General features: G+C 65.1%; 9 protein-coding genes and 1 pseudogene. 4 read left to right on the forward strand and 6 right to left on the reverse strand.

Annotation, left to right across the window (positions count from 1 at the left end; genetic code table 11):
- Positions 1-162 precede the first annotated feature (162 nt).
- Positions 163-1538: pseudogene (locus PSEMO_RS05330) on the reverse strand (L-serine ammonia-lyase).
- Positions 1539-1984: 446 nt separating this feature from the next.
- On the opposite strand from PSEMO_RS05330, the gene PSEMO_RS05335 reads away from it, so the two are divergent.
- The 4 genes from PSEMO_RS05335 (at position 1985) to PSEMO_RS05350 (ending at position 6748) form a co-directional block, all read left to right on the forward strand.
- Entirely contained in the window at positions 1985-2932 is a 948-nt protein-coding gene (locus PSEMO_RS05335) for a choline ABC transporter substrate-binding protein (protein ID WP_075802097.1), read from the forward strand.
- 66 nt (positions 2933-2998) lie between these two features.
- A complete protein-coding gene (gene choW, locus PSEMO_RS05340) occupies positions 2999-3847 on the forward strand; it encodes a choline ABC transporter permease subunit (protein WP_178391965.1) in 849 nt (282 codons plus the stop codon).
- On the forward strand, positions 3844-5019 hold the full coding sequence (gene choV, locus PSEMO_RS05345; protein WP_075802099.1) for a choline ABC transporter ATP-binding protein: 1176 nt from the start codon (positions 3844-3846) through the stop codon (positions 5017-5019). Before choW ends, choV begins: the two co-directional genes overlap by 4 nt.
- A gap of 169 nt (positions 5020-5188) precedes the next feature.
- Positions 5189-6748, forward strand: coding sequence for a sensor domain-containing diguanylate cyclase (locus tag PSEMO_RS05350; RefSeq protein ID WP_075802100.1), 1560 nt, complete (start codon positions 5189-5191; stop codon positions 6746-6748).
- Here the strand turns inward: PSEMO_RS05350 and PSEMO_RS05355 are convergent.
- The 5 genes from PSEMO_RS05355 to PSEMO_RS05375 all read right to left on the reverse strand — a co-directional run bounded on the left by PSEMO_RS05355 (position 6741) and on the right by PSEMO_RS05375 (position 13525).
- Entirely contained in the window at positions 6741-7823 is a 1083-nt protein-coding gene (locus PSEMO_RS05355) for a M14 family metallopeptidase (protein WP_075802101.1), read from the reverse strand. The genes PSEMO_RS05350 and PSEMO_RS05355 overlap by 8 nt on opposite strands.
- Before the next feature lie 93 nt (positions 7824-7916).
- Positions 7917-9194 carry an MFS transporter gene (locus tag PSEMO_RS05360; RefSeq protein ID WP_075802102.1) on the reverse strand — a complete coding sequence of 426 codons (1278 nt, stop codon included), beginning with the start codon at positions 9192-9194 and terminating at the stop codon, positions 7917-7919.
- A 78-nt stretch (positions 9195-9272) separates the two neighbouring features.
- Complete coding sequence (locus tag PSEMO_RS05365; protein WP_075802103.1) at positions 9273-10193, reverse strand: LysR substrate-binding domain-containing protein; 921 nt, start codon at positions 10191-10193, stop codon at positions 9273-9275.
- Positions 10194-10276: 83 nt separating this feature from the next.
- Entirely contained in the window at positions 10277-11638 is a 1362-nt protein-coding gene (locus tag PSEMO_RS05370; RefSeq protein WP_075802104.1) for a DUF1329 domain-containing protein, read from the reverse strand.
- A gap of 24 nt (positions 11639-11662) precedes the next feature.
- Entirely contained in the window at positions 11663-13525 is a 1863-nt protein-coding gene (locus tag PSEMO_RS05375; protein ID WP_075802105.1) for a DUF1302 domain-containing protein, read from the reverse strand.
- Positions 13526-13558 lie beyond the last annotated feature (33 nt).

Here is a 13558-nt window from a genome sequence, read left to right on the forward strand (position 1 = left end):
GCAGTTCGGTAGCACCCGGTTACGGGATGCCCAGAAACGACACCCCAGAGTGTCACCGCTAGTTGTGTGGGAAATGGTGACAGGGGTCGTAAGAAGCGTCTGAACCCACGCGCCAAAAGGCGGCGTGGGCTCGAGAAGATGAGCGAAAAAGGCGCAGCGCAATCAGCACTCGATGGCGCTGACGGCCAGGCCGCCGCGGGAGGTTTCCTTGTACTTGTCGTGCATGTCGGCCCCGGTATCGCGCATGGTGCGGATCACCCGGTCCAGGGAGATGAAGTGCTCGCCGTCACCGCGCAGGGCCATCTGCGCGGCGTTGATCGCCTTGACCGCAGCGATGGCGTTGCGCTCGATGCACGGCACCTGGACCAGGCCGCCAACCGGGTCGCAAGTCAGCCCGAGGTTGTGCTCCAGGCCGATTTCCGCGGCGTTCTCCAGTTGTTCCGGCGTGGCCCCGAGCACTTCCGCCAGCCCTGCCGCCGCCATGGCGCAGGCCGAACCGACCTCGCCCTGGCAGCCCACCTCGGCGCCGGAGATGGATGCGTTCTTCTTGCACAGGATGCCCACCGCCGCCGCGCCGAGGAAGAAGTCGACCACGCAGGCTTCGCTGACCTCGTCGCTGAAGCGCATGTAGTAGTGCAGCACCGCCGGGATGATCCCCGCCGCACCGTTGGTAGGCGCGGTGACCATGCGCCCGCCGGCGGCGTTTTCCTCGTTGACCGCCAGGGCGTAGAGGTTGACCCATTCCATGGCGCTCAGGGTCGAGCCGATCACATTGGGCTTGCCCAGCTCCTGCAGGCTGCGGTGCAGCTTGGCCGCCCGGCGCTTGACATTGAGTCCGCCGGGCAGCGTGCCTTCATATTTCAGGCCGTTCTCCACGCAATCCTGCATGGCCCGCCAGAGCTTCATCAGGCCGGCGCGAATCTCGGCTTCGCTGCGCCAGACCTTCTCGTTCGCCAGCATCAATTGCGACACGCGCATGTCGTTTTGTTTGCACAGCTGCAACAGCTCGGCGGCGCTGTTGAAATCGTAGGGCAACACGGTCTTGTCGCTGTCCAGGACACCGCTGGCGGCCTGGGCCGCATCGACAACAAAGCCGCCGCCGACCGAGTAATAGGTGTCGCTGTGCAGCTCGCCTTCGGCATGCTCGGCGACCAGGGTCATGGCGTTGGGATGGTAGGGCAGGTTCTCGTCCAGCAGGCGCATGTCGCGGCTCCAGACGAACTCGACAGGCAGCTTGTTATCCAGCTTCAAGGTGTCTGTTTCGCGCAGTTCAGCAATGCGCTGACCGATGGTGGACGGGTCGATCGAATCCGGCCATTCGCCCATCAGGCCCATGATCACTGCGTTGTCGCTGCCGTGGCCGACGCCGGTGGCGGACAGCGAGCCATACAGGCGCACTTCGACGCGTTTCACCGCTCCAGCTCGCCGCGATCACGCAGGCCCTGGACGAACAAGGCCGCGGCGCGCATGGGCCCGACGGTATGGGAACTGGACGGGCCGACGCCGATCTTGAACAGGTCGAACACACTGATGGCCATGGCCACGAACCTCCTGGTTGGGCAGGTGCGCGCCCCCCGGTTACGGGAGCCACAGCTGCTACGCTGACTGGGCGGCAATCCGCCGATTCCGCGCATCATCCGGCTTTTGGCTGCGCCCCTGACGTCTGCAACCGACCCACTCTTGTCCAGCAACGCCGCCCCCGGGCGGCGGCCGAAAAGCGCCGTTTTTCACGTCGCGGCGGGGCTGAACGGAGGTTTCACCGGGCCGAATAATCCATAAACGACCTCACTCGCACTGGATGCGACCCTGCCTGTACTGGTTACGACCAACCCTGTAGGCGTTTGTTTTTTGCTGGTAGATGATCGTTATCGACTCGATTGCACGGCACTCGTCCCGCTGTCGCCAGGCAGCCGGCCCGACCGATGCACTAATAAAGCACGGCGGTCCCGTGGGACACCCGACAAAAACACTCAGGAGTCCGTAAATGAAAGGTTCACCCTCGCTGTTATTGGCCGCGTTACTGAGCATTCCGGCGCTGGCCCAGGCCGCAGAGCCTGAACAATGTCACACGGTCAACTTTTCCGATGTCGGCTGGACCGACATCACCGTCACCACCGCGGTGACCAGCGCAGTCCTCGAATCCCTCGGCTACAAGACCCGCACCACCATGATCTCCGTCCCGGTGACCTACAAGTCGCTGGCCGACGGCAAGAACATGGACGTGTTCCTCGGCAACTGGATGCCGACCATGGAGAACGACATCAAGCAGTACCGCGATGCCGGCACCGTGGAAACCGTGCGCGCCAACCTGGAAAACGCCAAGTACACCCTCGCCGTCCCCCAGGCCCTGTATGACAAGGGCCTGAAGGACTTCGCCGATATCGCCAAATTCAAGAAGGAGCTTGACGGCAAGATCTACGGTATCGAGCCCGGCAACGACGGCAACCGCACCATCCAGAGCATGATCGACAAGAACGCCTTCGGCCTGAAGGATGCCGGCTTCAAGGTGGTCGAGTCGAGCGAGGCCGGCATGCTGTCGCAGGTCGACCGCGCGGCGCGGCGCGGCACCGATGTGGTGTTCCTGGGCTGGGAACCGCATCCGATGAACAAGCGCTTCAAGATGAAGTACCTGAGCGGCGGCGACGACTTCTTCGGCCCCGATTACGGCAAGGCCACCGTACTGACCAATACACGCAAGGGGTATGTGCAGGAATGCGCCAACGTTGGCCAACTGCTGAAAAACCTGTCCTTCACCCTGGACATGGAAAGCAGCCTGATGGGCAACGTGCTCGACGACAAGATGAAACCCGACGCCGCGGCGAAAGCCTGGCTGAAGAACAACCCGCAGGTGCTCGACACCTGGCTGGCCGGTGTCACCACCGTGGACGGCAAGCCCGGCCTGGAAGCCGCCAAGGCCAAACTCACGCAGTAAGCACGTCCCCGCGACGGCCATGACCGTCGCGGGGAGTTTCCGAATCCTTGCAGGTGGACGCTCGCTATCATGCTGATCGATCAAAAAATACCCTTGGGCCAGCACATCGCGGCCTTCGTTGAATGGCTGACGCAACACGGGGCCAATTACTTCGATGCCTTTGCCGCAGCGCTGGAATGGATGATCCACGGTGTGACCGGGGCCCTGACCTGGTTCAACCCCTTCGTCCTCATCGGGCTGATCGCGGTAGGCGCGCACCTGATCCAGCGCAAGTGGGCGCTGACCGCCTTCTGCGTGGCCTCGTTCCTGCTGATCCTCAACCTGGGGTACTGGCAGGAAACCATGGAAACCCTGGCCCAGGTGCTGTTCGCCACCCTGGTCTGCGTGGCCATCGGCGTGCCGCTGGGCATCGTCGCCGCGCACAAGCCGATGTTCTACACCGCCATGCGCCCGGTCCTCGACCTGATGCAGACGGTCCCCACCTTCGTCTACCTGATCCCGACCCTGACCCTGTTCGGGCTGGGCGTGGTCCCCGGGCTGATCTCCACGGTGGTGTTCGCCATCGCCGCGCCGATCCGCCTCACCTACCTGGGCATCTGCGACGTACCCCAGGAACTGCTCGACGCCGGCAAGGCCTTTGGCTGCTCGCGCCGGCAACTGCTGTTCCGTATCGAACTGCCCCATGCGATGCCAAGCATCGCGGCCGGTGTCACCCAGTGCATCATGCTGTCGTTGTCGATGGTGGTGATCGCCGCACTGGTGGGTGCCGATGGCCTGGGCAAACCCGTGGTCAACGCACTGAACACTGCCGATATCGCCCTGGGCTTCGAAGCCGGGCTGGCGATCGTCCTCCTGGCAATCATGCTCGACCGTATCTGCAAACAACCCGATGTAAAGGTAAGGGGTGAGGCATGAGCATCATTCGCTTCGAAGACGTAGACGTCATCTTCTCCAATCGACCGCGTGAGGCCCTCAGCCTGCTTGACCAGGGCCTTTCGCGGGAGCAGATCCTGAAGAAAACCGGGCTGGTGGTCGGCGTGGAAAAGGCCAACCTGGATATCAACAAGGGCGAGATCTGCGTGCTGATGGGCCTGTCCGGCTCGGGCAAGTCGAGCCTGCTGCGCTGCATCAACGGCCTCAACACCGTGAGCCGCGGCAAGCTGTTCGTCGAGCATGACGGCGCGCATATCGATATCGCCCACTGCACCCCGGCGGAACTGAAGATGATGCGCACCCAGCGCATCGCCATGGTGTTCCAGAAATTCGCCCTGATGCCCTGGCTGACGGTGCGCGAGAACATCAGCTTCGGCCTGGAAATGCAGGGCCGTCCGGAAAAGGAACGGCGCAAGCTGGTGGACGAGAAGCTGGAGCTGGTGGGCCTGACCCAGTGGCGCAACAAGAAGCCGGACGAACTCTCCGGCGGCATGCAGCAGCGCGTCGGCCTGGCCCGCGCCCTGGCCATGGACGCCGATATCCTGCTGATGGACGAACCTTTCTCGGCCCTCGACCCGCTGATTCGCCAGGGTCTGCAGGACGAGTTGCTGGAACTGCAACGCAAGCTGAGCAAGACCATCGTCTTCGTCAGCCACGACCTCGATGAAGCGCTGAAGCTGGGTAGCCGCATCGCCATCATGAAGGACGGCAAGATCATCCAGTACAGCAAGCCGGAAGAGATCGTGCTCAACCCGGCGGACGACTATGTGCGGACCTTCGTGGCCCACACCAACCCGCTCAATGTCCTCTGTGGTCGCAGCCTGATGCGCACCCTGGACCAGTGCAAGCGGGTCAACGGCTCGGTGTGCATCGACCCGGGCGGCGACTCCTGGCTCGACCTGAACGACGGCGTGATCAAGGGCGCGCGCCAGGGCGCCAATGGCCTGGACCTGCAGAACTGGGCGCCGGGTGACTCGGTGGATGCCCTGGGCCGCAAGCCGACCCTGGTGCACGCCAACATCGGCATGCGCGAGGCGTTGCAGATCCGTTACCAGACCGGCAACAAGCTGGTGCTGCAGGATGACAACAAGGTGGTCGGGATTCTTGGGGACAGCGAGCTGTACCACGCGCTGCTGGGCAAGAACCACGGTTGACCGTTCTGGCCTCATCGCTGCGGTGCGGCGGTCCGACAAGCCAGCTCCCACAGGTCCGGTGTATGCAGTACCTGTGGGAGCTGGCTTGCCAGCGATGAGGCCCTGAAGAACAACACAGGATTTAGCCTATCCTCAATCGCGTGCCCCCACCCAGGACAACCCGCACGCGATGAACACACCCACCTCCCGGCGCCTCGACCTGCGCTTCCTGATGCTGGCCTTCGCCATCTTCTCGGCCCTGGCCACCCTGGCCAACAGCCTGGCGGTGGCCTACGGTGTGCAACGGGACGCCCTGATCCACGCCACCCTGGAAGCCAACCACGCCTACGCGGCCAAGGTCGCCTCCAGCATCGGCGCCTTTATCAAGTCGGCCCATGCCCACCTCGGCTACAGCGCCCTGCAACTGGCCGAAGACTTCGACAACCCGCGCCTGCTCCACACCGAAGCCAAGCGCCTGCAAGCCCAGGACGAAGACTTCAACACCGTGGTCATCACCGATGCCGGCGGCAAGGTCCTGCATAGCCATCCGGACGACCTGCTGACCCTCGGCAGCAACCTTGACTCCGAAGAAATGCAGCGCGCCGTGGAGCAGCGCCGCCCGCTGATCAGCCACGCCTACACCTCCGCCACCGGCAACCTGATGGTATTCGTTTCGCAACCGGTATTCGCCGCCGACGGCAGCTTTCTGGGGGTGGTCGGCGGCGCCGTGTATATCCGCAAGGACAGCGCCTTGAGCACGGTGGTCTCGAATCACTTCCACCACGACGGCACCTTTGCCTTCGTCGCCGACAGGAATCGCCGCCTGCTCCACCACCCCGACAACACGCGTATCGGTGAAGTGCTCAACACCAGCGCCACGGTGGACGCCGCCCTGCGCGGCGAAACCGGCAGCATGGCGGTGGACAACTACAAGGGCGTGCCGATGCTGGCCGGCTATGCCCCGGTGGAAAACGCCGATTGGGCCGTTGTCGCCCAGCAGCCCCGGGCCATCGCCCTGGCCACCCTGGGCAAGCTGATGCAGTCGATGTTCCTCGACCTGCTGCCCGCCAGCATCGTCGGCTTGCTGCTCCTGTGGATCGGCGCGCGCTGGATCACCCGGCCGCTGCAGCAACTGGCGGACAACGCCACCCATCTGTCGCAACCACAGACCATCGATGAGCTGGGGCGGATCAAGGCCTGGTACAAGGAGCCGGCGGCCATTCGCCAGGCGCTGATCGCTAGCGTGCAGTTGCTGCACCGCAAGATCGGCCGGCTCAGCGAGGAAGCCCAGAGCGACCCGATGACCGGCCTGGCCAACCGCCGGGCGATGACCGCGGCCCTGGAACTGCTCGACCAGACCCAGCGACCGTATTCGGCACTGGCCCTGGATATCGATTTCTTCAAGCGGGTCAACGACACCTACGGCCATGATGCCGGCGATGTAGCGCTGAAGCAGGTGGCGGCGATCATTGCAGGACAGTCGCGTTCCGGCGATTTGGCCTGTCGTGCGGGCGGTGAGGAGTTCGTGCTGTTGCTGCCGGATACCAGCCTTGCCGAGGCGGGGATCATCGCCGAGCGTATTCGGGCGCAACTGGAAGCCAGCGTCGTGCCTGGTGTCGGGTCTATCACCCTGTCGATTGGCGTCGCCTGTCGCAGCGCGCAACGGGACAATGCCTCCGATGTGCTCAAGCACGCCGACGACAACCTCTACCGAGCCAAGGAAAGCGGGCGTAACCGGGTAGTCAGCTAGCCAGCCCCGCCAGGGCCTGCCGTGCCACCTCACGGCCCTGGCGCAGTACATCCTCCTTCCACTGCGGCTCATCGACGTAGAAGGCATCGCGCAATTGCTGCTTGATCTTGCGCCGCTGCGCCGCACCGGCCTGGGGATTGTTGTGCAGCCACTGCTCGGCGCGCAGGGCATCGAGCACCTGTTCACCGGGCAGCGTGCCGTATTCCAGGGTCAGGCCGGTGAACTCGGCGGGCGCGCACTCTTCGATAGCGCTGTAGACCATCAGCCCGGTCAACGGCACCGAGACCGACTGGCCATCCTGCGACGAGCGCACCGCCTCCCCCCACCAGCGCCGGGCCCGGGCCAGCATCGGTGAATTCCCCGGGCCGGAGTAGATCCGCTCGCCATGGCCCTTGGGCCCCAGCCCGGTGTGGATATCGAGCCAGACCAGGTGCTTGCACTCACGGCCATGTCCGCGAAGGATCTCCCGCACCATGAGGTTGCTCCAGGTCGGCGCGGTGCCGGTGTAGAACAGCCCGTCCGGGTGGCTGAACTGCCCGCCGGAAATGGCCTTTTGCAGATGCTTGCGACCGCGCCGCGCCAGCCCGGCCACCAGGCGCAGGCGGTTGCCCAGCGACGGCGGCCAGCGCTTGGGAATCATCACCGGGTGCAGCGCTGCGTAGTCCGGGTTGGCCTCGCGAGGCTGGCTGAAATCGCGGAAGTTGCGGTTCAGGTCGACATTCTCGTGGGTCCAGCGGCGCAACCAGGAAAAGCCCCAGGGGTTGGCCGCATGCACACAGACCACGGCGCAGCGCGCCTCGCGGGCCTGGCGCAGGAAGTCACGGTCGCGCAGCAGGTCGATCTGCACGGCGGAACCACAGAAACCCTCGACCCCGTGGCAACCGCTGGTGATCAACAGCACATGTTCGGCATCGGCCGGGCCGCTGCGGGCCACATCGATCGCCAGTTGCTCGCCGGCACTGCCCGGCAGCGGATGCAGGTGGGATTCCACCGGCAAGTCGAGGGCGGCACAGGCCTCGAGAAAGGTCTGCCGGGCCTGGGCGTAGCTTTGGGAGAAACAGTCAGCGGAGGTCATCGCGGCTCCTGGTACTTTTCGCGGGATGAGTCTGGCCCGCAGGCCGGCACAGGAAGGCCGGCCCGCAAGCGGGGAAACGGAATCAGGCGGGAATCAGTTGGGTTGCAGGGTCGCCTGGCGTAGGGGCTCGGCCACCTGCAATTGCTCGCGGGTCAGCTGCGGCCGCACCAGCCAGAAGGCCAGCAGGGTCGAAGCGAGGATCGCCACGCCGATCAGCACCAGGGACAGTTCGAAGCCCCGGGCGATATCGTCGCCCTGCCCCGCCACCATCTGCCCCACCAGCCAGGGCGCGAGCATGCCGGCGCTGGTCAGGCCGCCGATATGGATCGACAGCATCGAGCCGCGCCGGGCATCCGGGGCGATAAAGGCGACGATGGTGTTGGCGAAGGTCGGCAGCACGTTGATCAGCACCGCGCCGCAGGCATACAGCGCCAGGGTGGCGAGCAGATGACCGTGGGCCTGGGCCAGGGTGACGAAGGCCAGCCCGGCTCCCAGGCAGCAGGCCAGCGGCAACGCCACCATCGCCCGCTGCACCGCAGCGCCCCGGGCCAGCGCCCGCTGGGACAGGGCCGAAACCAGCAGGTTGCAGAGGATCACCGCGAGGGTCACCGACATCACCGCGTAGCCCGACTGCATCGGCGTCATGCCCAGGCCCTTTTGCAGGTACAGCGGCACCCAGCTGTAGATCAGCGCATTGGGCAGGTAGCCGACGAAGCCGACCAGGGTAATGCCGAGGAAGGTGCGGTTCAGCAGCAGGCGCCGGTAGCCCGGCAGCGGCCCGCTCACCGGTTGCGCCGCCGCATCGACATGGCTGCCTTCGCGCCCGAACGCCAGCCACAGCAGCATCCACACCAGGCCCAGCGCCGCCAGCCCGGCATAGGCCAGGCGCCAGCCGACCTGGGCAATCAGGAACGGCAGGCTGACCGCCGCGAAGATCGCCCCAAGCATGATCGACACCTGGATCAGCGAGGCTGGCATCACCCGCTCGGTCGGGCCGAACCACTTGAAGCAGGCATGCTGGGTCACTGCCGTGCCCGGCCCGGTGCCGGCACCGAGCATCAGGCGGCTGGCGACCAGGGCCATGAAGCTGCTGCTGACCGCGACCAGCAGCTGCGGAACCATCCACACCAGCGACATGCCGACCAGGATCCAGCGGCTCGGGAAGCGGTTGGCGAGGAAGCCCACGGCAACCCCGGAAATCGAATAGAGAAAGAAGAACGCACTGCCGATAAAGCCGAATTCGGCCGGGGTCAGTTTCAGCTCGTCGATGATCTGCGCGCCGGCGAAGGCGAAGATGCTCTTGTCCAGCACGCTGATGACCATCACGCTCATCAGCAGCACCAGCACCAGGTTACGTCGGGAGAACAGCATGCACGGGTTCCTCCATTGGTCAGGCGGGCAGGATGCCGCAGGCGCCGGGCGGCGGATAATCATCTATCGGCATGCTTATCAGGGTTGGTTATCGAGGGGCGAGCGCAGGGTGCTCGGGTGTTTGAAGGCGTAGAGGATGTCGTCGACAATGATCTGGGTTTCCCGGGTCATCAGCTCCGGCGGGCGGCAGACCAGGGAGATATCGGTGCCGGGCACCCGTTCGGCGATCGACAGCATGTCGAGGTTGCCGGAGACCACCGGCAGGTCGAACACCCGCCGCGACCAGGAGCTCACCGCATCGGTGGTGGCCGCCAGTTCCGCGTAGAGCACCACCGAGGCGCATACCAGCACGCGCCGGGGCGGCGTCACCCCGCATTCCTCGAACATGCGCCCGGCCAGGGAGCTTTCCAGGGTGTCGGGCAGCAGCCATTCGAGGTCGAGCAATTCGGCCAGGGATTTGGCTTTCGACAGCGGATGGCCCTTGCGCACAGCCAGGGTGGTGGGCTGGGCATACAGTTCGTGCCACTCGAAGCCTTCGACACTGCGCGACGGCGGGTGCGAGGTCAGGGCTAGGTCCAGCAGTCCCTCGCGCAAGCCTTCGAGGAGCTTGGCCGGGCGCAGTTCGTGGATCTGCAACTGCACCTTGGGGTAGCGCTTGCGGTAACTGAGGATGCAGGCGGCGAACTGCTGGCTGGGGGTGACCGGCGATACGCCGATGGTTACCCGGCCATCCATGGTGCCCTTGAGGGTTTCGATCTCGTCCCGGGCGCGGCGCACTTCTTCCACCACCAGGCGGGCCCGGCGTACCAGGTGCTCGCCGTAGGACGTGGCGGTGATGCCGCGATTGGAGCGCACCAGCAGCGGCACGCCGAGTTCCGACTCCAGTTCCTTGATGCTTTTCGACAGGGCCGGCTGGGAAATATGCAGCAGGCGCGAGGCCTCCTGGATGCTGCCACTTTCGCAAATGGCGACGATGGCACGCAGTTGATGCAACTTCATGGGCATTCACCAACAACGGAAAAGGGCCGCAATAGACCAAGGATCGCGGCGGAAAGCCAGCCCCGCCGCGATCACCGGTCGTCCTAGCGGATCCCGGTCGCGCGCAAGGCGTTCGGGGTGAAGTCCTTGCTCGAGGCGTTCTGCGAGAAGTCGTAGCTGTCCTTCTTCTCCTCGTTACGCAGCCCCGACACGGTGTAGCGCCCGCTGAGCACGTCGTAGTGGGTCTCGGCGGTCAGCCAGGGGAACTGCTGGTCGTAGAAGAACCGCGCATGGCCCTCGGAGACCCGCCACAGGTTGCCGCGCCCGTCATAGGCGTCAGCCTCGGCGATCTGCCAGCTGTCCTCGTCGATATACAGGTCGCGCTTGCTGTAGATATGCCGGCTGCCGGGCTTCAGGGTGGCGACCACATGCCAGACCCGGTGCAGTTCGTAGCGGGTGTGGTCGGGGTTGAGGTGGCCCGGGCGGATGATGTCGTCGTACTTGAGCGTCGGCGAATCCAGGGCGTAGCTGTTGTAGGGGATGTAGAGCTCCTTCTTGCCCACCAGTTGCCAGTCGTAGCGGTCCGGCGCGCCGTTGAACATGTCGAAGTCGTCGTAGGTGCGCATGCCTTCGGCGCCGGGGCTGTCGTAGCCCACCTGCGGCGCCCGCCGCACGCGGCGCTGGCCGGCGTTGTACATCCAGGCCATGCGCGGCTCGGCGACCTGGTCGAGGGTTTCCAGGACCAGCATCACGCTGCCCGCCCGGCGCGGCGGCGAGAGGATCTCCTGGCGGAAGTAGAACAGGATGTTCTGCATCTTCTGCGCATCGTAGTCCTTCAGGCCGAAGGGGAAGGCGAACTGCTCCTTCATCATGCTGACGGTGTAGGCGCCGTTGTCCTGCGGGTTCATCTGCGCCGTGTTGCGCAGGATCGACACGCCGCGGTAGCGGGTTATGTGGTTCCAGATCACCTCCAGGCCGCTCTGCGGGATCGGGAACGGGATGGCCATGTTGAAATCCTTCAACCCGTTGCCGCCCTCGGCCAGGGTGGTGCGGGTGGCGTTGTCGCGCACCGCCTCGAACACCTTCGGCGGCAGGGTCACGCTGCGGTGCGTGGTGTACACCGGGATGCGGTAGGTCTCGGGGAAGCGCTTGAACATCGCCAACTGCCCCGGGGTCAGGCGCGCCTGGTACTGCGCGACGTTCTGCGCGGTGATGACGAACAGCGGTTTTTCATTGGCGTAGGGGTTGGGGATAAAGCCGCCGGCATCCACCGCGCCGGTGCTGGCGGGCAGGCCGCCGCTCCAGGCCGGAATGCTGCCGTCGGCATTGCCGGCTTTCTCGGCACCGATGGGGGTCAGGTCCTTGCCCAGGCGGGCGGCGTCCTGCTCGGACACCGCCGCCATCACCTGGCTGGCCAGCAGGCCCAGGGCCAGGCAGCTACTGCGGATCAATGCGTTGCGAATCATGCTCTGCTCCAGAAACAGGGGGCGTCAGAAGCTCACGCCGAGGCTGACGGCGAGGAAGTCGCGGTCGGTGTTGGTGTTGAAGTCGCCGCCGAAGTAGTCGGTGTAGCTGACGCTCAGGTTGTAGCGGCTCAGGTACTCGGCATCGAGACCGACGCTCACCGACTTGTCGCCTTCGTTGAAGGTCGGGCCGTAGCCCTCGACGTCATGGGCGAAGGACAGGTTCGGGCGCAGTACCACGCCGCCGATCAGGTCGGCATATTCCAGCCCGGCGCGCAGGCGGTAGCCCCAGGAGTTGGCGGTGTAGAAGCCCTTGCTGGTGCATTGGTCGGGGTTGGCCGAGTTGGCGGTCCGGGTGCACAGGGCGTTGCCGGAGATCCCGCCGAGCAGCGGCGCGGTGCCGGCATTGGCCAGCTCGCCATTGCCATAGACGCTGCTGCGACCAAAGCGCAGGCCGGAGCCGTCGGTGGGGCCGAGGTCGGCGATATGGCTGAAGCCGACTTCGCCGACCAGGGTCAGGCGGTCGGAGCCAATGAAGGTCAACTGGTCGATGGTACGGGTGAAGGTGACCTGGGCCTGGGTGAACGGCTTGCGCACGTAGCCGTTGATCTGCGAGCCGTAGACCGAGCTGGCGAAGCCGCTGTCGAAGATCGGCAGGCCGGCGTTGACCAGCGGGTTGGTCGCCGCGGCGCCGAGGGTCGCAGCCGCCGACACGTCGCTGGCATTGAGCGACATCGGCATGTTCGGCCGGTAGCTGATTTCCCCGGCCACCGCCGTGGCGCCCATCGTGGTGCTGAAGCTCAGGCCGTAGAGGCGGAGATCTTCCGGGTATTCCAGGTAGTAACGGGCGGTGCTGACCCCGCCACGCCCGGCCAGGCCGCCGACTGGATCGACCAGCGCCCCGCGCCCCACCGTCCAGGTGCTGGTCGGGGTACGGCTGTGGTAGTTCATCGCATAGAAGCCGAACTCGGTGTCGTTCAGTTCCGGCACCATCCAGCGCAGGGCCACGCCGAACTGGCCGCTGTTGCGCGCGTCCTTGTCGGACAGGCGCGGCACGTAGCCATAGCCGCCGAGCTTGCCGGTGCCGTCGATATCGCGGTCGAAGTCGCTGCCGTTGATCGCCATGTTGATGTCGCAGCCCTTGGCCGCCACATCGCTGCTGAAGAAGGTGCCGCAGTTGTCGGCAACGCTCTTCTCCCATTTCAGCTGGTAGAAGGTCTCGATCGACAGGTTGTCGGTCAGGCCCTGGTTGAAATACAGCATGCTCACCGGGATCAGCGCTTCCTTGACCTCGGAGCCGGGCCGGCGCAGGGCCGAAACGTCCACCGGGTTGATGCTGTTGATGCCGTTCTGGATAAAGCTGCTTTCCCCCCAGCTCACCACCTGGCGCCCGGCGCGCACGGTGCCGGGCAGGTCGCTGATGCTGTAGTTGTGGTAGACGAAGGCGTCCAGCAACTGCACGCCCGAGGATTTGGCGGCGTTGTCGGTGTGGCTGTCGTCGATATCGTAGAGCGGGCGGTGTTCGTCCTTGAGCTCGAAGTCGTACCAGTACTTGCCGCGCAGGAACACGCCGCTGTCGCCGTACTTCAGCTCCAGGTCGTGGATACCCTTGAAGATCTTCGAGAAGGTCTCGCCCTTTTTGAAGTTCAGGCGGCCGTCGTCGGAGGTCTGGGTGGAGGCGCTGCCGCCGTTGCGACTGCCGATGAAGGCGCGGTCCGGACTGGCCATGGCCCAGCTGGCGCCGATGGACAGGGTCGAATCGAAGCGACCTTCGATTTCCCCGAGGTTGAACGTGGCGGCCTGGGCGCTTGCGGCGCCGAGTGCCAGGCTCACGGCCAAGGGCACTGCACGAGGCCGCAAGACGGCGATGGTGTTTGTTGTTCTTTTCATGGTGCTCTGCGCCTTGAACTGCTGTTCATGTGA

The organism is Pseudomonas putida (assembly GCF_001941965.1).
Classification (GTDB): Bacteria; Pseudomonadota; Gammaproteobacteria; order Pseudomonadales; family Pseudomonadaceae; genus Aquipseudomonas; species Aquipseudomonas putida_L.